This window comes from Alteriqipengyuania halimionae (assembly GCF_009827575.1).
In the GTDB taxonomy this organism is placed as follows: domain Bacteria; phylum Pseudomonadota; class Alphaproteobacteria; order Sphingomonadales; family Sphingomonadaceae; genus Alteriqipengyuania_A; species Alteriqipengyuania_A halimionae.
On record NZ_WTYR01000001.1, the window covers coordinates 974320 to 994659 of the forward strand.

22 protein-coding genes and 1 tRNA gene are annotated in these 20340 nt (G+C 62.3%); 17 read left to right on the top strand and 6 right to left on the bottom strand.

Annotated features, from left to right (window positions below):
• Positions 1–25 precede the first annotated feature (25 nt).
• Entirely contained in the window at positions 26–541 is a 516-nt protein-coding gene (locus tag GRI68_RS04705; RefSeq protein WP_160616167.1) for a peroxiredoxin-like family protein, read from the top strand.
• A gap of 7 nt (positions 542–548) precedes the next feature.
• Here the strand turns inward: GRI68_RS04705 and GRI68_RS04710 are convergent, their stop codons facing one another.
• Positions 549–998 (bottom strand): universal stress protein, encoded by a 450-nt coding sequence (locus GRI68_RS04710; protein WP_160616168.1) that lies wholly within the window; start codon positions 996–998, stop codon positions 549–551.
• A 140-nt stretch (positions 999–1138) separates the two neighbouring features.
• Between GRI68_RS04710 and GRI68_RS04715 the strand changes: the two genes are divergently transcribed.
• The 6 genes from GRI68_RS04715 to GRI68_RS04740 all read left to right on the top strand — a co-directional run bounded on the left by GRI68_RS04715 (position 1139) and on the right by GRI68_RS04740 (position 5640).
• Positions 1139–2491: a pyruvate dehydrogenase complex dihydrolipoamide acetyltransferase gene (locus GRI68_RS04715; protein ID WP_160616169.1), complete on the top strand. Its 1353-nt coding sequence runs from the start codon at positions 1139–1141 to the stop codon at positions 2489–2491.
• 4 nt (positions 2492–2495) lie between these two features.
• Complete coding sequence (locus tag GRI68_RS04720; protein ID WP_160616170.1) at positions 2496–2807, top strand: hypothetical protein; 312 nt, start codon at positions 2496–2498, stop codon at positions 2805–2807.
• 54 nt (positions 2808–2861) lie between these two features.
• Positions 2862–3356 carry a hypothetical protein gene (locus tag GRI68_RS04725; protein WP_160616171.1) on the top strand — a complete coding sequence of 165 codons (495 nt, stop codon included), beginning with the start codon at positions 2862–2864 and terminating at the stop codon, positions 3354–3356.
• A gap of 60 nt (positions 3357–3416) precedes the next feature.
• Entirely contained in the window at positions 3417–3788 is a 372-nt protein-coding gene (locus GRI68_RS04730) for an acyl-CoA thioesterase (RefSeq protein WP_160616172.1), read from the top strand.
• A gap of 158 nt (positions 3789–3946) precedes the next feature.
• Positions 3947–5359, top strand: a complete 1413-nt coding sequence (gene lpdA / locus GRI68_RS04735) for a dihydrolipoyl dehydrogenase (RefSeq protein WP_160616173.1) — start codon at positions 3947–3949, stop codon at positions 5357–5359.
• Positions 5360–5469: 110 nt separating this feature from the next.
• Entirely contained in the window at positions 5470–5640 is a 171-nt protein-coding gene (locus GRI68_RS04740) for a hypothetical protein (RefSeq protein ID WP_160616174.1), read from the top strand.
• Between the two features lie 76 nt (positions 5641–5716).
• Here the strand turns inward: GRI68_RS04740 and GRI68_RS04745 are convergent.
• A tRNA-Ser gene (locus GRI68_RS04745) sits at positions 5717–5806 on the bottom strand.
• A gap of 105 nt (positions 5807–5911) precedes the next feature.
• Here GRI68_RS04745 and GRI68_RS04750 point away from each other — a divergent pair.
• From GRI68_RS04750 to mazG, 10 genes are read left to right on the top strand one after another with little or no spacing between them, the layout of a single operon-like run.
• On the top strand, positions 5912–6943 hold the full coding sequence (locus GRI68_RS04750) for a lytic murein transglycosylase (protein ID WP_160616175.1): 1032 nt from the start codon (positions 5912–5914) through the stop codon (positions 6941–6943).
• On the top strand, positions 6927–7877 hold the full coding sequence (locus GRI68_RS04755; protein WP_160616176.1) for an SPOR domain-containing protein: 951 nt from the start codon (positions 6927–6929) through the stop codon (positions 7875–7877). The genes GRI68_RS04750 and GRI68_RS04755 overlap by 17 nt, the downstream gene beginning before the upstream one ends.
• A gap of 33 nt (positions 7878–7910) precedes the next feature.
• Positions 7911–9083 carry a D-alanyl-D-alanine carboxypeptidase family protein gene (locus GRI68_RS04760; RefSeq protein WP_234028715.1) on the top strand — a complete coding sequence of 391 codons (1173 nt, stop codon included), beginning with the start codon at positions 7911–7913 and terminating at the stop codon, positions 9081–9083.
• On the top strand, positions 9080–9715 hold the full coding sequence (tmk, locus tag GRI68_RS04765; protein WP_160616177.1) for a dTMP kinase: 636 nt from the start codon (positions 9080–9082) through the stop codon (positions 9713–9715). The genes GRI68_RS04760 and tmk overlap by 4 nt, the downstream gene beginning before the upstream one ends.
• Positions 9709–10665, top strand: coding sequence for a DNA polymerase III subunit delta' (locus GRI68_RS04770; RefSeq protein WP_160616178.1), 957 nt, complete (start codon positions 9709–9711; stop codon positions 10663–10665). Before tmk ends, GRI68_RS04770 begins: the two co-directional genes overlap by 7 nt.
• A gap of 27 nt (positions 10666–10692) precedes the next feature.
• Entirely contained in the window at positions 10693–12255 is a 1563-nt protein-coding gene (gene metG / locus GRI68_RS04775) for a methionine--tRNA ligase (protein WP_160616179.1), read from the top strand.
• Positions 12255–13031 carry a TatD family hydrolase gene (locus GRI68_RS04780; protein WP_160616180.1) on the top strand — a complete coding sequence of 259 codons (777 nt, stop codon included), beginning with the start codon at positions 12255–12257 and terminating at the stop codon, positions 13029–13031. Before metG ends, GRI68_RS04780 begins: the two co-directional genes overlap by 1 nt.
• The gene (locus tag GRI68_RS04785) at positions 13028–13795 is read left to right on the top strand and encodes an MBL fold metallo-hydrolase (RefSeq protein ID WP_160616181.1); all 768 of its coding nucleotides are present in this window, start codon (positions 13028–13030) and stop codon (positions 13793–13795) included. The genes GRI68_RS04780 and GRI68_RS04785 overlap by 4 nt, the downstream gene beginning before the upstream one ends.
• Positions 13792–13968 carry a hypothetical protein gene (locus GRI68_RS04790; RefSeq protein WP_160616182.1) on the top strand — a complete coding sequence of 59 codons (177 nt, stop codon included), beginning with the start codon at positions 13792–13794 and terminating at the stop codon, positions 13966–13968. Before GRI68_RS04785 ends, GRI68_RS04790 begins: the two co-directional genes overlap by 4 nt.
• 51 nt (positions 13969–14019) lie before the next feature.
• Complete coding sequence (mazG, locus tag GRI68_RS04795; protein ID WP_160616183.1) at positions 14020–14790, top strand: nucleoside triphosphate pyrophosphohydrolase; 771 nt, start codon at positions 14020–14022, stop codon at positions 14788–14790.
• On the opposite strand, the gene hflX is transcribed toward mazG, so the two are convergent.
• The 4 genes from hflX to GRI68_RS04815 all read right to left on the bottom strand — a co-directional run bounded on the left by hflX (position 14779) and on the right by GRI68_RS04815 (position 20320).
• On the bottom strand, positions 14779–16065 hold the full coding sequence (hflX, locus tag GRI68_RS04800) for a GTPase HflX (protein WP_160616184.1): 1287 nt from the start codon (positions 16063–16065) through the stop codon (positions 14779–14781). The two genes, mazG and hflX, sit on opposite strands and share 12 nt — an antisense overlap.
• A gap of 26 nt (positions 16066–16091) precedes the next feature.
• Positions 16092–16601, bottom strand: coding sequence for an RNA chaperone Hfq (hfq, locus tag GRI68_RS04805; protein WP_160616185.1), 510 nt, complete (start codon positions 16599–16601; stop codon positions 16092–16094).
• A 108-nt stretch (positions 16602–16709) separates the two neighbouring features.
• On the bottom strand, positions 16710–18104 hold the full coding sequence (gene ntrX, locus GRI68_RS04810; protein WP_160616186.1) for a nitrogen assimilation response regulator NtrX: 1395 nt from the start codon (positions 18102–18104) through the stop codon (positions 16710–16712).
• Positions 18101–20320 carry a sensor histidine kinase gene (locus GRI68_RS04815; protein WP_234028717.1) on the bottom strand — a complete coding sequence of 740 codons (2220 nt, stop codon included), beginning with the start codon at positions 20318–20320 and terminating at the stop codon, positions 18101–18103. Before GRI68_RS04815 ends, ntrX begins: the two co-directional genes overlap by 4 nt.
• Positions 20321–20340 lie beyond the last annotated feature (20 nt).

The following is a 20340-nucleotide window of genomic DNA, read 5'->3' on the forward strand; positions in this document are numbered from 1 at the left end:
GCATTGATTTCCCAAAGGAGAAATCATGCTCATCCCCAATCGCCCCGTTCCCTCGCTCGATCTTCCGCTGACGATCGACGCGCGTTTCAACCTCGCCGATCAGAGCCCCGACAATTTCACGATGCTCGTATTCTATCGCGGGAAGCATTGTCCGATCTGCAAGAACTATCTCGAGACGATCGCTGACAAGCTCGACGCGATTACCAAGCGCGGGATCAATCCCTTCGCGATTTCGATGGACCGCGAAGATCGCGCCAAGGTCGTCGATGAAGAATGGGACACCGGCGATCTGCCGCTGTGCTACGGCCTGTCGGAGGAAAAGGCCCGTGAATGGGGGCTCTACATTTCGGAAAAGCGCGAGGGTAGCGACGAGCCGGACGTGTTTTCCGAACCGGGACTGTTCCTCGTTCGACCCGATGGCACGCTGTTCTTTGCCCAGGCCCAGAGCGCGCCGTTCACGCGGCCCTCGATCGACCAATTGCTCGACGGCGTCGATTTCATTCTAGAGAAGGGCTATCCGGCGCGCGGAACGCTGACCTGATCGCGGATCAGAACATCTCGCCCACGGTCTCGTGTTTCCAGTCGCCCGGCACGATGTAGAGCGGGCAGGGAAGCGTGCCCGAATGCGCGCTGAAATGCGTGACCAGCGGCCCAGGCCCGTCTTCGGCCGCACCCAGCACCAGCGCGGACACCTCGGGGTGTTCGGCGAGGTACTCGCGGACCACCTTTTCGGGATCGCCCTGTTCGACCGAGATCACCGGCATGCGCCCGCTTTCGGAGAAATAGCGCCCTGCGGCCGACGTCACCATCACTTCGGCGCGGCTGCGGGCTTCCTCCTCCATCGTCGCCTGCACACCGCCGAAGGCGCTGAATTGCTGCGGCGGGACGAGCGCGAGCATATGCACCGTGCCATCGGCCTGCAGCGCAAGCCGCGAAGCGTAGGTCATCGCGACCTTCGCCTCGGCGCTTTCATCCATGATTACCAGATAGACGCGCATTGAATGTTCCTCTCTCCCGCGCGGGTCTAGGCGGCAAATAACGCGCGGAGCAAGCCCGACTGCACGCTTGCCCCGCGCGCGCGCTTTCGGCAGAGGGTTTCAAAAGCGGTCTTGCCGTTACGACACACAAAGGATTCCGGATGCCCATCGCCATCAAGATGCCCGCGCTCTCGCCGACCATGGAAGAGGGCACCCTCGCCAAATGGCTGGTTAAGGTCGGCGACACGGTTGCCGCAGGTGACATCATGGCGGAGATCGAAACCGACAAGGCGACGATGGAATTCGAAGCCGTGGACGAAGGCACGGTCGCCGACATCGCGGTGGAAGAAGGCAGCGAAGGCGTGGCCGTGGGTACGGTCATCATGACGCTGGCCGAAGAGGGCGAAGACCTCGACGAGGCCAAGGCCGCCGCGGGCGATGGAGGCGATGCGCCTGCGCCGCCGCCTGCGCCCGAGGAAAATGAAAGCAGCGCACCGGAGCAGTCGAAGACTTCCGAGGACGGCTCGCAGACGAAAGATGATCCCGCTTCAGCAGGCACGCAGGATACGGCCAAAGCGCCCGCCGCCCCCACCGTGGACGGAGAGCGCATCATCGCCAGCCCGCTGGCGCGCCGGATTGCCGAACAGAACGGTTTGGAGCTGTCCTCGATCGAAGGTTCGGGTCCGAATGGCCGAATCGTGAAAGCCGACGTTGAAGGCGCGACGGGCGGCCAAGCCGACAAGCCGGCAGCCAAGCGGGACGCAACCGAGGAAATGGCACCGCCGCGCACTCCGTCCAAAACCCCGGCGGAAAGCGAATACGGCGCGCCTTACGAGGAAGAGAAGCTCAGCAATGTCCGGAAGGTCATCGCCCGCCGTCTTACCGAGAGCAAGCAGCAGGTCCCGCATTACTATCTCTCGGTCGATATTCGTCTCGATGCGATGCTCGACCTGCGCAAGCAGCTCAATGCCGGGCTCGAGGCCGACGGCGTGAAGCTCAGTGTCAACGACCTCCTGATCAAGGCTCTTGCCCGCGCGCTGATGCGCGTGCCGCAGTGCAATGTCAGTTTCCAGGGCGATACGTTGCATCGCTATAGCCGTGCCGACGTTTCGGTCGCGGTGGCGGCGCCGACGGGCCTCATCACTCCGATCATCACCGAGGCCGATACGAAGGGCCTCGCTGCCATCAGCACGCAGATGAAAGCGCTGGCCGAGAAGGCCCGCGACGGCAAATTGCAGCCGCACGAATATCAGGGCGGCACCGCAAGCCTGTCCAATCTCGGCATGTTCGGGATCAAGCAGTTCGACGCGGTGATCAACCCGCCGCAGGGCATGATCATGGCGGTCGGTGCCGGCGAGCAGCGGCCCTATGTGGTCGACGGCGCGCTGCAGGTCGCCACCGTCATGACCGCATCGGGCAGCTTCGATCACCGCGCCATCGACGGCGCCGACGGCGCGCAGCTCATGGAAGCGTTCAAGCAGCTATGCGAGAATCCGATGGGGCTGGTGGTTTAAGTGAATGGCTTGGATTGGCTGCTATGAGGTGAGAGCCAAGCCGGGTTCGGAGCTCCACGCTTCCGGTATGTATGGCGCATTCGTCAACGTGGTTGTCGATTGTGAATCGGAGGCCGAATTCCGAGAGAAAGCGTCGGAAGCATTGATGGAAGATCGTTATCAGCTTCTCGATGTCGAGGACGTCATGTTCATCGATCTTGCCGATACGGATACCCCGAAAGACGAACTCGATCTTCTGAACAGTCAGCTCACGGACGGGAATAAAGTCGCTTACGGCACTTTCCAGGCGTACCCGAAGGACGGCCTCGATGCTTGATTTCCGCTTTCGCACCCGCGTTATATCATTTCAAATACCGAAGGGAATGTGGCGATGATGAAGTCCACACTTGCGCTCAGCCTTTCCGTCCTGGCGTTGGCAGCCTGTTCCGATCCTGCCGAAGCGCCCGCAGAGGACGCGGTGGCGACGCCGGTCGGCCCCGAAGCCACTACGGCAGCGGATACGCAGCCGAGCGAGCCTTATGACGGCCCGGTCCCCATGCCGATCAAAGTCGGTGGCGACGAGCCGCAGATGGACGCTTGCGGCACGAATGCCCGGGTCGCAGGGCTCGAGGCCGGTGGCGAAACCTATCTTTCCGTCCGCGATGCGCCTTCCGACATGGTGAAGGAGCGCGACCGGCTCGAAGACGCACGGGCTGTCGCGATCTGCGCGACCGACGGCGAGTGGAGCGGCGTGGTCTATCCCGAAGAGGGGCAAGCGATCGGCAGCTGCGAGGTCAGTTCGCCCATCGCGGAAGAACGCAATTATGTCGGGCCTTGCCTTCAGGGCTGGGTCCGCAGCCAGTATCTCGAAGAGATCGCCGGCTGATCATCGAGGCGCGCGCGTCCGCATGTGGCGGCGCACGGTCTCATCTCAACTGGAGTTTTCATGCCCAAACGTGATCCCGCCATCCGCGTCACCGCGATGCCGGCCGATGCCAATGCCTATGGCGATATCTTTGGCGGTTGGCTGCTCAGCCTGATGGACCATGGCGCAGGCCTGGTTGCCGCGCGCCGCGCCAAGGGGCGCGCTGTTACGATCGCCATGGACGGGATGGAATTTCACCAGCCCGTCAAGGTTGGCGACGAGGTCTCGGTCTATTGCACGATTGAATCGGTCGGGCGGTCGAGTATCGTGATCGCGACCGAAGCCTGGCGGCGTGAGCGCCATTCGGAACATGGCGGGAAGGTGACCGAAGCGAAATTCACCTTCGTCGCCATCGACGAGACCGGCCGTCCGCGCCCGGTCGAAGGAGAGTAGGTCGAACGGGGAGTATTCCGGGCGGTGTCCTACATCGGCGAAACGTGGCAAACCGACGTCATGACGCCGATATCGCACCTACCAGGGATTCCTTCCCCTGAACAGTGTAACACCCGGTCCATGTCTCCCTCGGACATGGTGTGAAGACAGGAAAGCAAATGGCTGACAAGTATGACGTAATCGTGTTGGGCTCGGGCCCCGGTGGCTATGTGGCAGCAATCCGCTGCGCACAGCTCGGGCTGAAGACCGCGATCGTCGAGCGGGAATTGCTGGGCGGCATCTGCCTCAACTGGGGCTGCATCCCGACCAAGGCGCTGCTCCGCAGTGCCGAGATCCTGCACTATGCCCAGCATGCGAAGGATTACGGCCTCAAGATCGCGGGCGAGATCGAGGCCGATCTGGACGCTGTCGTGAAGCGCAGCCGCGGGGTCGCCAAACAACTCAATCAGGGCGTCACGCACCTGATGAAGAAGAACAAGATCGCGGTGCATATGGGCGAGGGGCGGCTCACCGGGCCGACCAGCCTTACTGTCAAAGGCGAGAAGGGCGAAGAGAAGCTCGAAGCCAAGCACGTGATCGTCGCCACCGGCGCACGCGCACGCGACCTGCCCTTTGCCAAGGCCGACGGCGAACGCGTGTGGACCTACCGCCACGCGATGACTCCCAAGGAAATGCCCAAGAAGCTGCTGGTAATCGGATCGGGCGCGATCGGGATCGAGTTCGCCAGCTTCTACAACGACATGGGCGTCGACGTGACCGTGGTCGAAATGCTCGACCGGATCGTGCCGGTGGAAGACAAGGACGTGTCCGCCTTCCTCGAAAAGTCGCTGACCAAGCAGGGCATCGAGATCATGACCGGCGCAGGCGTCGAGGCGCTCGATGTGTCCGATAACTGCGTGAAGGCGAAGATCAAGGCGAAGGACGGCAAGGTCGCCGAGACCGAGTTCTCCCATTGCATCGTCGCCATCGGCATCGTGCCCAATACCGAGGAGATCGGGCTAGACAAGCTGGCCGAAATGGATCGCGGCTTCATCCAGATCGACGATTACGGGCGTACCAAATCGAAGGGTTTGTGGGCGATCGGCGATTGCACGCCTGGGCCGTGGCTGGCGCACAAGGCGAGCCATGAAGGCGTCACAGCTGCCGAGGCTATCGCGCAGGAACTGGGCAACAAGGATGTCCACCCGCATCCGCTCGACCGCGCGAACATCCCGGGCTGCACTTATTGCCACCCGCAGATCGCCAGCGTCGGCCTGACCGAGGAGAAGGCCAGGGAAGCCGGTTACGAAGTGAAGGCCGGCACGTTCCCCTTCATCGGCAATGGGAAGGCGATCGCGCTGGGCGAGGCCGAGGGCTTCACCAAGACGGTGTTCGACGCCAAGACCGGCGAGTTGCTGGGTGCGCACATGGTCGGCGCTGAAGTGACCGAAATGATCCAGGGCTTCGTCGTCGGCAAGACGCTGGAAACGACCGAAGCGGAGCTGATGCAGACAGTGTTTCCGCATCCCACGATCAGCGAGAGCATGCACGAAAGCGTACTCGCCAGCTACGGACGCGCACTGCACATCTAGGCCCTATTCGGGGCGCTGGGCGCATGCCCGGCACTTCCTGGCGCAATCGGGGCCTCTCCCGGAAACCGACCCGAGCGCAAAAGCGTTAGGGTCGCAAAGGAGAGGTTTCCGTGGAATACGAAATTCGCGACAATCCCGAAGTCGATTACGACGAGCAGGGCCAGGTCATCGAGAAACATTCGGCGTTGAAGAACCAGTCTTCGGTCGAGGCGAACGACTACCCCGCGCGCAAGCGCAAGCAGTCCGCCGCACTTGTAAAACCCGAGGAAGAGAGCGCGTAACCACGCAACCGACGTCGATAAACGGAAAAGGGCCGCCCCGCTGGACGGCCCTTTTTCTGTTGAACGAGCCACGCTCTGGCGGATGGGGTGGGATTCGAACCCACGGTGAGCTTGCACCCACGCCGGTTTTCAAGACCGGTGCATTCGACCACTCTGCCACCCATCCGGTTCGAACAGCGCTAGAGATCGCAGGCGGCGCGGTAAAGCCACGGATTATCGCCTGCTGCGGTTTTGTCGCTTGACGTTAACCCGCTATGTGCAACGGAAAGCCATGTCTTTGATCAAATCTTTCATCCTCTTCTGTGCCGCTGCATTGGCCAGCCTTCCCGTCACGGCCTGTGCGCAGGACAATCTGGGCTTCGATGCCTATCTCGAACTCGTCGCGGCCAAGGCCCGCGGGGAAGGGGTGAGCGAAAGCGCGATCCGCCAGGTGCTCGACGGCTTGACCGAAAACCCCCGCGTGGTGGCGCTCGACCGAGGGCAGCCCGGCTCGACAGCGCAGCGCGATCCGAATTACTTTCCGCCCTTCCAGCCTTACTTCCGCCGCACCGTAGACGCTGCGCGGATCGCAGGCGGACGCCGCACGCTTCGCAATCTCGGGCCGCTCGCCGACCGGGTCGAGCGCGAATACGGTGTTCCTGCGGAAATCCTTGTCGCGATCTGGGGCAAGGAAAGCGCCTATGGCGCGGTGAAGGGCGATTTCGATCTTGCCCGCGCGCTCGCCACGCTGGCCTATGAAGGGCGCCGCCGCGACCTGTTCGAGCCCGAACTGATCGACCTGATGAAGATGGTCGATCGCGGCGTGCCCCGCGCGCGCCTTGTCGGCAGCTGGGCCGGAGCGTTCGGCAATCCGCAATTCCTGCCCTCGGTCTATCTCCGTATCGCGAAGGACGGCGACGGCGATGGTGATGCCGATATCTGGAACTCTCCCGCCGATACGCTGGCCTCGATCGCCAGCTATTTCGTCGATGCCGGATGGCAGCCGGGCCTGCCCTGGGGTGTGCCGACGGTTGTGCCCAGCGGGTTCGACCGTACGCTGCTCGAAAACCCGATGCAGGCGCCTTATTGTCCGCGCGTCCACGTTCGCCACGCCCCTTGGAAGACCGTGCGCGAATGGCGTGCGCTGGGGATCGTTCCCGCGGCGCCGATTTCTGACGACACTCTGGTCAGCCTGATCGAGCCTGATGGCCCGGGCAATACGGCCTATCTTTTGACGTCGAATTATCGCACCATCCTCGAATACAATTGCTCGAATTTTTACGCTTTGGGGGTAGGGCTGCTTGCCAATGAGATTGCACGCTAGAGCCATCGCCGCATCGTCACTCGCCGCTCTCGTGGCCTCTTGCACTTCGCTGGGGCTGGGGGATGATCCGTGGGGCGGCCAGGAAGAGCCCGCTATTGCGTCGGATCCCTTCGGTCCTTCGGGCGACTATCCAGTGGTGATCGGACCTCCCTATACCATCGGTTCGGTGACCTACACGCCAGACGACGCGCTCAATTACGACGCCGTCGGCTATGCGATCGCCGACGAGGCGGGAGCGCTCGGTATTTCCGCCTCGCATCACACACTGCCCCTGCCAAGCTACGTCGAAGTGACCGAGCTTGACGAAGGACACACGATTCTCGCCAGAGTCGAACGGCGCGGCCCGATGGGTAGCAACGACCTGCTAGCCCTCAGCCCTGCAGCCATGGCTCAACTCGGCATATCGGGCGTAACACCGGTGCGGGTGCGCAGGGTCAATCCGCCCGAGAGCGAGCGCACGCTCCTGCGCTCGGATGCCGAGGCGTCGATGCGGATGGAAACGCCTGGCGGTCTGTTGACGGTCTTGCGCCGCAAGCTTCCCGCCGCTTCCGAAGCCGCCGGCATCCGTCCGGAGGAGGTTCCGGAGCCGCGAATCACGCCGACACCCATTCCGTCTGTCGCACCACGTCCTGCTCCGATGCCGAGTCCCGCGGCGACACCGGAACCCTTGCCAAACATCAGCCCCACCCCGGAGCCTTCGCTTGAGCCCACCGCACCGGTCGCAAAGACCGGCTATTTCGTTCAGGCCGGAGCCTATTCGGAGCGTGAGAGTGCCGATCGTGTGGCAGCGAAGATCAACGGGACAGTCTATCCCGCCGGTCGCCTTTGGCGCGTACGCACTGGTCCGTTTGCTTCTGCCGCAGAGGCCGAACGCGATCTCGCCAGGGTGCGAACCGCTGGCTATTCCGACGCGCGTGTCGTGTTCGAGGACTGATCAGGTCTCATGATATGCAATTGCAAGGCGTTGATGTTCGGCGCAATGGTCGCGGCCGCAGCGTTGGCCCCGATGGAGAGTGCTGGTCAACAAGGGCCTTCGATCTCGCTCGGCGGAACGACGATTGCCCCTCCGCCCGAGGTCGAGCGCGCACCGGTTGTCTTGCTGGTCGATCTGGGAACCGGGCAGACCCTCTACGAAAAGAACGCGGATCGGCGATTTATGCCTGCCTCGGTCACAAAGACCATGACCGCCTACACCGCCTTCGAGATGATCGGGCGCGGCGAAATCGATCTCCGGCAGCCTTTCACCATGGACGAGGAAACTTTCCGGGCCTGGCGCAGGCGCGGGTCGACGATGTTTCTGGGGCTCGGTGAACGTGTGACGGTCGCGGATCTGCTCCACGGTATTTTGACGATCTCCGCCAATGACGGGTCGGCGCTGCTTGCGCGCGGTGCGGCCGGAAGTATCGAAAACTGGACCGCGCGAATGAACGCGGAAGCCCGCAAGATCGGCATGCGCGACAGCGCATTCGGGTCTCCCAACGGATTTCCCGACGAAGGGCGGACCTACACTTCGGCTCGCGATCTCATCGCGCTCGCCCAGGCGATCGTGACACGGCACCCGAAGAAATACGCGGCCTTCTTTGGCAAGCCGACGCTCGAATGGAACGGGATCGAGCAGGACAATCACGATCCCATGATCGGCAAGATCCGCGGCGCGGATGGCTTCAAGACCGGGTTTACCCACGAGGCGGGTTACACCTATCTCGGCTCGGCCGAGCGGGATGGCCGTAGACTCGCCGTGGCCATCGCCGGTGCCGAAAGTAGCCGCGATCGCGATGCGCTGGCACGCGCCATGATCGAATGGGGGTTCTCAGCGTGGCAGCCGCGTCGTCTGTTCGCCGATGGTGCAGAGGTCGCGCGAGCCAAGGTGCAGCAGGGCGCCGCCTCCTCGGTGGGGCTCGAGGCGCCGCGCGATTATCATCTCGACGTGCCGACCGGCAGCCGAGGCGACATCGATTTGCGCGTAGCCTATCGCGGGCCTCTCGTCGCTCCGATCAAGGCGGGCGAGACGGTGGCGAGGTTGCAGATCAGGGTTGATGGCGAACTGGTGCAGAGCGCGCCGCTCGTTGCCGCGAAGGACGTCGCACAGGCCGGGACCATCGATCGCCTCGAAAACGGGCTGCTGGGATGGCTGCGATGAGCGGGCGCTTCATTACCTTCGAAGGCGGCGAGGGCGTTGGCAAATCGACGCAAGCAAAGCTCCTGGTCGCCGCGCTGCAAGAACAAGGCATCTCCTGCACACTGACCCGCGAGCCGGGAGGAACAGAGGGCGCGGAAGCGATTCGCAACCTGCTGCTCGATGGCGATGGCTTCGGCGCGCGTGCCGAGGCATTGCTGTTTGCCGCCGCCCGCGCCGATCATGTCGATCGCTTGATACGCCCTGCGCTCGAACGCGGCGAATGGGTGGTGTGCGACCGTTTTCTCGATTCGAGCCGCGCCTATCAGGGCGGGGCAGGGGACCTCGGTGACGAGGCAGTGCTGCGATTGCACGAGATCGGCAGCGCGGGCCTGCTCCCCGATCGGACGTTGCTTTTCACCCTTCCTTCCGCCGAAGCAGAAGCGAGGCTAGACGCGCGCGACGGAGGCATCAGCGATGCGATCGGCTCTCGTGGCAGAGACTATCACGCAGCCGTCGCCAGCAACTTTGCCCGGCTCGCCGATGAGGATTCGACCCGCTTCGCCACGATCGATGCGAGCGGCACTCCCGGCGAAGTCCACGCACGAGTGCTCGCGGCGCTGAAAGACTTGATCGAGGCGGATGGCGTATGCTGATCGGCCACCAGAATGCGGTCTCGACGTGGCAATCCGCCATGGATGGCGGGAAACTGCATCATGCCTGGTTGCTCGCAGGCCCGTCAGGGGTCGGAAAAGCGACCTTCGCGTGGAAATGCGCTGCCCAACTGGTCGGTGCCGATGGACCGGAGAGCCCGGTTGCGGAAAACCATCCCGATATCCTCGAATTGAGCCGGCCCCCGGCCGACGACAAGGAAGCGCGCAATCGCGACGAAGGCAAGCCCTACAAGCGTAAGCGCAACATCTCGGTCGACCAGATCCGAGGCTTGCAGCGGCGTTTGAACACGCGTCCAACGCTCGGCGCGTGCCGCGCCATCATCGTCGATCCTGCCGACGATCTGGAGGCAAGCGCGGCCAACGCGCTGCTCAAAAGCCTGGAAGAACCGCCGGCAGGCAACGTGTTTTTCCTCGTGACCCACAGGCCGGGACGCCTTCTCCCGACGATACGCTCGCGTTGCCGAACATTGCGGTTCGAACCGCTGGCCGAAGACCAGGTTCGTGGCATCGTCGCCAGCGAGCGACCGGAAGCCGATCCTGGAGCGATTGACCGGGCCGTGGCCGGGGCGTTCGGATCGCCGGGTGCCGCGATGACGTGGCTCGACGAGGACATGGGCAAGCTCGATGCCGCGATGCGCGCGCTGATCGCCGAAGGTGACAACGGTATGGAGCGGCGCGGAGCACTCGCTGCCGCGATTGGCGCCCGCCCTACACCCGAACGTATCGCTGCAATCTTCACCCTGGGGCGTCGTCTGCTGACCTCGCGCCTTCGGTCGGCGCCCCCGCTGCAGCGCCAGCGCATCATCGATGCCCATGCGGACCTCGTCTCTCTGGCAGCCCGTGCGCCAACGGCCAATTTCGATCCCGGATTGCTGGCGATGGAGATTGGCGGCTTGCTGGCCTCCGCCGCGCTCCCTAGAGAGGCTGCCTAACCACAATTCGGAAAGTCAGGCCACCGGGTGAGCAAACCCTATTACATTACCACTGCCATCAGCTATCCCAATGGCAAGCCCCATATCGGCCACGCCTACGAAGCGATCGCCGCCGACGTCATTGCGCGCTTCCAGCGAATGTCCGGGCGCAAAGTGCGCTTTCAGACCGGCACCGACGAGCATGGGCTGAAAGTCTATCAGAAGGCCCGCGATGTGGGCCGCGAACCGCGCGATCTTGCCGACGAGATGACGTCGCACTTCATTGCGATGGGTGAAAAGCTCAACATCTCCTACGATCGCTTCCAGCGGACGGTCGATCCCGATCACCATAGTGCAAGCCAGGAGATCTGGCGGCGGATGGAAGCCAATGGCGATCTCTATCTCGATCGCTACGAAGGCTGGTACTCGGTTCGCGACGAAGCCTATTACGATGAGAGCGAGCTGGGCGAAGGGGAGGGCGGCGAAAAACTCTCTCCGCAGGGCACGCCGGTCGAATGGACGGCAGAGGAGAGTTGGTTCTTCCGCCTGTCGAATTATGCCGACAGACTGCTCGCATTATATGCGGATCATCCGTCTTTTATCGCTCCCGAACGCAGTCGGAACGAGATCATACGCTTTGTCGAAGGCGGCCTGAAGGATCTCTCGGTTTCGCGCACCAGTTTCGACTGGGGCGTGAAGGTACCCGATAGTGACGGGCACGTGATGTATGTCTGGGTCGATGCGCTCACCAATTACATCTCCGGCCTCGGTTTTCCCGACGAAACCGAAGAGTGGCGAACTTTCTGGCCCTGCGATCTTCATCTGATCGGCAAGGACATCACGCGCTTTCATGCGGTGTACTGGCCGGCTTTCCTCATGAGCGCCGGAATCGAACTGCCCAAGCAAGTGTTCGCCCATGGTTTCGTGCTCAATCGCGGGCGCAAGGAATCGAAATCCGAGGGGAATGTCACCGACCCCCTGGCGCTCGCCGATACCTACGGTGTCGATCCGGTCCGCTATTTCCTGATGCGCGAGATCGCTTTCGGGCAGGACGGTTCCTATTCCGACGAAGCCATCGTGACGCGCGCAAACGCCGAGCTTGCGAACAGCTTCGGCAACTTCGCCCAGCGCATTCTTTCCATGGTTCACAAGAACATGGATGGGAAACTTACGGCTGGATATGAAGTTTCCGACGAGGACTCCAAACTCGAGAAAACGGTCGCCAACGCGATCGGAGAACTGCGCACCGATTTCGAAGCGCTGAACTTCAGCGAAGGTCTCGACGCGTGGATGCGCGCCGTGTTTGCCTGCAACCAATATATCGATGATCAAGCACCATGGGCGCTGCGCAAAACCGATCCCGAGCGAATGCAGGCCGTGCTGATGACGTGCTTCCGCCTGGTCCGTCCGCTTGCGCTTGCGCTGCGGCCGGTGACGCCTGAAGCCGCTGACAAGCTGCTCGACCAGATCGGGATGGGCGAAAACCGTGATTTCTCCGCGCTCGACGAAGCCGGTTGGTTCGATGCTCTCACTGGATCGGACTTCACGCTCGAAAAGCCGCAAGGCGTGTTCCCCCGGCTCGAGCTGCCTTCAGGGAAGGGGGAGGGGTGATGCTCGTCGATTCGCACTGCCATCTCAATTATGAAGGCCTGGTCGAGGATCAGGATTCCGTTCTCGACCGCGCGCGCAGTGCCGGGATCGGCAAGTTCCTGAACATCTCGACGCGCGAGAGCGAGTGGGACGATATCGTCGCCACGGCAGAGCGAAACGAGGATGTCTTCGCCAGCATCGGGATCCACCCGCATCACGCCGACGAACACCAGCACGTCGATGAGGACAGGCTGCGCGAAGCAGTCGATCATCCCAAGGTGATCGGAATCGGCGAAACCGGGCTCGATTACTACTACGAGCATTCCGATCGCGAAGCGCAGCAGCGCCTGTTTCGCCGGCACATTACCGTGTGCCGCGAAACGCGTCTGCCGCTGATCATCCATACCCGTGACGCAGAGGACGACACACTTTCGATCCTGCGCGACGAGATGGAGAAGGGCGATTTTCCCGCATTGATCCATTGCTTCACCGCGTCCGATGCGTTTGGCGAGGCGGTCCTCGATCTGGGCCTGACGATCTCGATTTCGGGCATCGTGACCTTCAAGAACGCGAAGGAATTGCAGGCCACTGCGGCCAAGGTTCCCGAGGATCGGCTGTTGGTGGAAACCGATTCGCCGTTTCTCGCTCCAGTCCCGCATCGCGGCAAGACCTGCGAGCCAGCCTATGTTGCCGACACCGCGCGGTTCGTGGCCGAACTGCGCAGCACCACACCCGAGCAACTTGCCGAGGTCACGACGCGGAATTTCTTCGGACTGTTCACGAAAGCGGCCGCATGAGGCTGCTGATGCTCGGATCGGGTACGTCCACCGGTGTCCCGCGCATCGGCAAGGACTGGGGCGAGTGCGATCCGGCCGAGCCGAAGAACCGGCGCACACGCGTTTCCATCATCGTGGAAAGCGACGAAGGCACGCGGTTGCTGGTCGACACTTCGACCGATCTGCGGGCGCAATTGCTCGCCAACGAGATCGACCGGATCGATGCCGTGTTCTGGACGCACGACCATGCCGATCACTGCCACGGAATCGATGACTTAAGGGTCCTGCGCTATGGCAGAAGCGCGGCAATTCCCGGCTTCGCTTCAACGGCTTGTGCCTATCGGTTGAGACAGCGCTTTGGCTATGTGTTCGCCGGGCAGCACGGTTATCCGACGATCGTGGAACTTCAGACGCTCGATCGCGCGCGGATGCATGGCGGCGTAGCGTTTCGCAGCGTCGAGATGCCGCATGGACCGACTCAAACCACCGGCTTCCGCTTCGAGTGCGATGGGAAGGCGTTGGTCTATGCTACGGATTTTTCCGAAATAACCAACGAGATGCTTCGCGTTTTCGATGGTGCCGATGTGTTGGTCAGCGATTGCCTCAGGCGCCAGCCACATCCGACGCATGCGCATCTCGACATGGCCATCGAACTCGGTGAACGGATCGATGCGCACACGGTCGTTTTGTCGCATCTGGACAAGAGCATGGATTATGCCACGCTGGATGCCGAAACGCCCGACCACGTGATCGTCGGCTACGACGGATTGGAGCTCGCCGCATGACCGGCACCGCATGGACAGCGCTGAGTGTAGTTTCGATCCTTGGCTGGCTGATCCTGGTACTGCCGGGCTTGTCCGGCCGCGGACTGACATTGCCGAAGGCGGCGATCATGGCGCTGACATGGGTCGCGATTTTCGGTGCGGCTTATCTGTTGTTCACGGGGATGGGCGCGTAAACCACCCCTCATAGCCCACCTTATATTTTACATAATATATATTATCATCCTATGTCATCTGAGCAAATCTCCCGCCTTCTCTCGATCATGGCACGCCTCCGCGACCCGGATTCCGGCTGCGAATGGGATCTGGCGCAGGATTTCGCTTCGATCGCGCCGTACACGATCGAGGAAGCGTACGAAGTCTCCGATGCGATCGAGCGCTCGGATCTTCACGATCTGCGCGGTGAACTCGGAGATCTGCTGCTGCAGGTCGTATTCCATGCCCGCATGGCCGAAGAACAAGGCGCGTTCGATTTCGACGATGTCGCGCGGTCGATCTCCGACAAGATGGAAGCGCGCCATCCGCATATCTTCGGCGACGACACCTCCGGCCAACCGCAGGAACGCCGCTGGGAAGAATTGAAAGCCCGCGAACGCGCCGAGGCCGGCGCGCAAAGCGCGCTCGACGGGATCGCACAGGCGCTGCCGGCGCTGATGCGTGCCGAAAAAATCCAGAAACGCGCGGCACGCACGGGCTTCGACTGGCCCGATACACGAGGTCCGGCGGACAAGCTGCATGAAGAAATCGAAGAATTGCGCGCGGCGCAAAGCCCAACGCACCAGGCCGAAGAAGCTGGCGATTTGCTGTTTGCCGCAGTCAACGTCGTACGCGCCTACGGGATTGACCCTGAAGAGGCGTTGCGTCGCGCCAATGCCAAGTTCGATCGCCGGTTCCGCGCAATGGAAAGCTTCGCAGAAGCCGACGGCAAGGATTTCGCCGAGCTCGATCTCGATGCCCAGGAAGCCCTGTGGCAGAGCGTCAAAGCGTCAGAGCGTTGAGAACCGCCCGTACTCGCGTGATGTGAGGCGAACCGAAAGCCTGTATTCGGGCTCTTCCCCTGCAATCTCTTCCTGCGACAGAACCTCGCCATGGGCATGCAGCCATGCGATTTTCTGGCCCTCGCTCGCGTCGAGCGTGAATTCATGGACCTTTGCATCGGCGGTCAGCAAAGTATCGATCGCATCGAGGAGCGCATCGACGCCCTGCCCCGTCCCGGCGGATAGAAGAACGACGCGATCGTCGCGCGCATCGGCGCGATTGCGTGCGACTTCCAAGTCTTCGTCGCCTAGCAAATCGATCTTGTTCCACGCTTCGAGTATCGGCGCACCGGTCGGTTCATGGTCTTCGTCTAGCAGGTCGAGATCGCGCAGCACGTCGAGCACGCGCGCGCGTTGTTCTTCGGTATCAGGGTTCGCGATGTCGCGCACATGCACGATGACGTCGGCCGCGGTGACCTCTTCCAGCGTGGCGCGGAAAGCAGCGACGAGTTGCGTCGGCAGGTCGGAAATAAAGCCCACCGTGTCCGACAGGATCGCCTTGTCGACGCCCGGCAGGCGGATGGCTCGCATGGTCGGGTCGAGCGTTGCGAAGAGCAAATCTTCCGCCATGACGTCAGACCCGGTCAAGAGATTGAATAGCGTGGATTTTCCGGCGTTCGTGTAGCCTACCAGGGCGACAACCGGCCAAGGCGCGCGCTCACGCCGTTCGCGATGCAGTCCGCGAGTCTTGCGGACCTGCTCCAGCTCTCGGCGCAGGCGCCCCATGCGCTGGCGGATCATCCGGCGGTCAGCCTCGATCTGGGTTTCACCGGGGCCGCCGAGGAAGCCAAAGCCGCCTCGCTGGCGTTCGAGGTGGGTCCAGCTGCGCACGAGCCGGCCCTGCTGGTAGTCGAGATGCGCGAGCTCGACCTGCAATCGCCCCTCGGCGGTGGCCGCGCGTTCGCCGAAAATCTCGAGAATGAGTCCCGTCCGGTCGATGACCTTTCGCTTGATCGTCTCTTCGAGATTGCGTTGCTGGATCGCCGAGAGTTGCCCGTCGATGATGACCAGCTCGGCCTCGTGCAGTTCGCAATCGGTGGCGATGCGTTCAACCTGCCCCGAACCGAACAGCGTCGCCGGCTTGGGCTCACGGATCGGCAGGGCGTAGCTTTCCGCAATCACCAGACCGATGGCGAGCGCAAGCCCCCTGCCCTCCTCGAGCCGCGCCTCAAGGTCGAGGTGCCGCTTGTCGGGCAGGTCAGGGTGCACGATCAGCGCGCGAGCGCCGCGTGTCACCTCTTCCGCACTGTCTTCGAGAAAGCTCAGTCTTCGTCGCCTTCATCTTGCAGATCGAGCGGACCGAGCGGCTGTATCGTCGAGATCGCGTGCTTGTAGGCAAGCTGCACATAACCCTCGCGCTCAAGCAGGGTGCAATAGGGATCGTAAGCCGCGATCCGGCCCTGCAGCATCACTCCGTTGATCAGGAACATCGTGACCTGGCTTTCGGTCTCGCGGCACCGGCCCAGGAACACGTCCTGCAGCAGACGCTGCTTCTTGGCGGCATTGCGCGATTCGAACTGGCCCGCGTCGAGCGGTTGGCTCGGCATGATGGTGGAAATAGCGTGCTTGTAGACGAGCTGAGACTGGCCGTCGCGGCGCAGCAGCAGCGAGAAATTGTCGAACCACGTCACGATGCCTTGGAGCTTGACGCCCTTGACCAGGAACACCGTGACAGGTGATTTCGTCTTGCGCACGAGATTGAGGAATTGGTCCTGCAAGCTCGCCCCGCTGTTTGCGCTCTTCGACTGCGCGGAAATATCGTCGCCCGCCATGGTATGTGCCCCCTTACCGCGGTCTCTGTATGTTGGGTGGATCGCTGGTCAGGTTTCGCCGCAAAGTCGCGGCTTAACCGAGCAATGATGCGCAGCCGTGGAAGTTCCCTATTTGCGCTCGGAAGCCTTGCGTTCGGCCATGCCGAGCAGCTTCATCTTGCGATGGAGCGCCGACCGTTCCATCCCGATGAAGGTCGCGGTGCGCGAGATGTTGCCCGAAAACCGGCTGATCTGGACGCGCAGATACTCGCGCTCGAAATTCTCGCGCGCCTCGCGCAAAGGCGCGCCCATCAACGCGCCGATTCCGGTTTCTCCGCTGATTTTCCCGTCGGTGACTTCGGAAGGAAGAAGGTCGACATCGATCTCGGTCAATCGGTCGCGCGGCGCGAGGATGATCGTGCGTTCGATGACATTGCGCAGCTGGCGAACATTGCCAGGCCAATCATAGGCTTGCAGAGCGGCCATCGCCTCGACGCTGATGTCCGGCGGCTGAATGCCCTGGTCGGCCGCGTAGCGCGCGAAGAAATGATCGACCAGTGCGGGAATATCCTCCCGCCGATCGGCCAGCGACGGTACTTCGACCGGCACGACATTCAGGCGATAGAACAGATCCTCGCGAAAATTGCGGTCCTCGATCTCCTGTTCGAGATCCCGCGAGGATGACGACACGACACGCACGTCCACCCGGATCTGGCGCGTCCCGCCGACCCGCATAAAGGACTGGTCGGTCAGAACCCGCAAAATACGCGCCTGTGTCGAGAGCGGCATGTCGGCCACCTCGTCAAGAAACAGCGTCCCGCCATCGGCAGTTTCGAGCAGACCGGCGCGCACGAGCTGGCCGTCGTTCTCCTCGCCGAACAGCTCCTGTTCGAACATCTCCGGCGTGATCCGCGCCGAATTGACGACCACGAAGGCGTTGTTCGCGCGCGGGCTCCAGGCATGGAGCAATCGCGCCGCGACCTCCTTACCCGCCCCGGCAGGCCCTGTAATCAGCAGGCGGCTCCCGGTATTGGCTACGCGCTTGAGCGTCGCGCGAACCTGGTTGATCGCTGCCGAATTGCCGGTGAACTCGTGCGCGGTAGCGAAGCTCTGCCGCAATTGGGCGTTTTCCCTGCGCAGGCGCTCGGTCTCGGTCGCTCTTTCCACCAGATGGATGAGCCGCTCAGCTTCGAACGGCTTCTCGATGAATTCCATCGCTCCGCGTCCGATCGCCGCCACGGCGGTGTCGATATTGCCGTGGCCGGAGAAGATGACCACCGGCAATTCGGGTTCGCGTGCCTTGATCTCATCGAGGACTTCGAGCCCGTCCATCGAGCTGCCGTGGAGCCATACGTCGAGAAGCACGAGGCTCGGCCGCCGCTCGTCGATCGCGGCAAGCGCCCCCTCCCCATCCCCGGCAGTGCGGCATTCGTAGCCTTCATCGCTGAGGACGCCTGCGACCAGTTCACGGATATCCTTTTCGTCATCGACGATCAGGACTTCGACGGGTTTGCTGGTACTCATTCGGCAGCCTCTTTCGTGCTGTTGGCGCTGGCTTGGATGCGGGGATCGCAGGCGAAGGTCAACGTGACGCGCGTGCCGCCTTCCTCCATGGTTCCGAAGCTCATGGCACCGCCATGCTCCTCGACGATCTTGTTGACGATGGCGAGCCCGAGCCCGGTGCCGCGCTCTCGCGTGGTAACATAGGGCTCTACGATCTTCTCGCGCTCCTTCGGGAGTCCGATGCCATTATCCGCAATGACGATTTTGACGAGATCGTCCTCGCCCACGAGGTTGACCGTGATCCGTCCGCGATAATCGGGCTCGGCGTTCTTCGCCTTGGCCTCGACTGCCTCGCCGGCGTTTTTCATGACGTTGGTCATCGCCTGACCGAACTGATGGCGGTCGCACTGGATGTCGCCGATCTCTCCCTCGACTTCGACGGCGAAATCGATCTCCGGATGCGCGACTTCCTGAAGGAAGAGTGCCTGACGGACCAGATCCAGAGCATCCTCGCGGCGGAAGGAGGGCTTGGGCAGCCGGGCGAACGAGCTGAACGCATCGACCATGGTTCGCAGTTCGCCGACCTGGCGCACGATGGTCGAGGTTAGCTCGTCGAACAGTTCGCCATCCTGCTCGATCTGGCGCCGATAGCGACGTTTGAGCCGCTCGGTCGCGAGTTGGATCGGCGTGAGAGGGTTCTTGATCTCGTGCGCGATCCGGCGCGCCACATCCGACCATGCCGCCTGCCGCTGGTCGAGAACCTGGCGCGTGATATCCTCGAACGTGATTACGTGACTGTCCTCGCCGCGTGTCGCCTTGACCGCGAAGGTGAGCAGTTCGTTGTCTTGCTGGTATTGCACGATCTGGCCGCTGCGCGTTTCGTCGAGATCGGCAAGCTCGGGTGCAATGTCGCGGATCGGGCGACCCACCGGAATTTCCGGCTGCCCCAGCAGGGCCTGCGCCGACGAGTTCATCAGCTGGACCTTGCCTTCCTCATCGAGCGAAATGACGCCTGCAGTGACCGATTCAAGCACCGTTTCGATGAAGATGCCGCGATCGTGCAATTGTTCGTTTGCCCCAACAAGGGCCGCTGTCTGCCGCTCGATCTGGTCGGTCATGCGGTTGAAGGCACGGTTGAGGAGACCGACTTCGTCCGCACCCGTACGGCCTTCGACGCGTAGCGAGTAGTTTCCCGCTCCGACCCGCCGTGCGGCATCGACCAGTTCGTAAAGCGGCTTCACCTGACGGTCGGCATAGCGCAGTGCGAAAGCGATCGCGACGGCCACGAGGATCAGCGCGAGAATGAACAGCGCGCCCATGCTGCGCAATTGCAGGATTCTCGCTTGGCGCGTGAGGATCGCGTAATCCTGCACGATATCCTGCGCGCGCTCGCCCTGGCTAAATTCGAGCAGTTCAGAGCTGCGGGTCGTGTAGAGATAGACGCCGAGTTCGCGGTCGATAGCCGCGATGGCCTCTATTCCGGTCGCATCGCTCGCCACCACCGATGGTTCGCCGTTCGCGATGCTGGCGAGCGCTTCGGCCGGGATTTCCTTCCCGATCGGGTTGTTATCCGGGAAGGCGACGATGACGAGCTGGCCATCGGGGGTCGTCTGTATGATCGACGACTGGCTGAGGCCCCGATTGAGCATCTGGTTCCGGTAGCCATCGCCAAAATCCGGGCTGACGGTCGAATTCTCCGCCAGATATTCCCGCAGCTGTTCGGCCATTGCCTCGGTCTGACGCGCAACGTCCTTCTGGTTCTGCTCGTAATATCCCTCGGCCAGGCTGTTGGCATTGGTCAGCAGGCCCCGGGATTGCTCGGAAAACCAGAAATCGGTGCCGAACTGGAAGAGAACCGAGGCGAACGCGACCACGAACAATGTCGGGATAGCGGCGATCATCGAGAAAATCAGGACAAGCCGGACGTGCATCTTGCCCGTGCCAACCTGGTTTTCCTGCGCCCGGCTCAACGCAATTCGGCGGCCAAGGAGAACAAGGATCGCGAGCGCTGGGACCAGCGTGCCAACCAGAAGGAAGGTCGTAACGCGCGAAGGAAGCAAGTCGCCTTGGGCGGCGGAACCGGTCATGGTCGACCAAGTGACGGCAGCCATGACCAGAAAGCCGAAAACCGATACGATCTCGAGGATCACCATCGCATTCGCGCGGCGAGCGGACACCATCATGCGCCGCAGCCAGAGCGGCAACCGTTTGTGGCGTGTAAGTGTAGCGCTCGCCATATGAGGCTTGTGGGCTACAC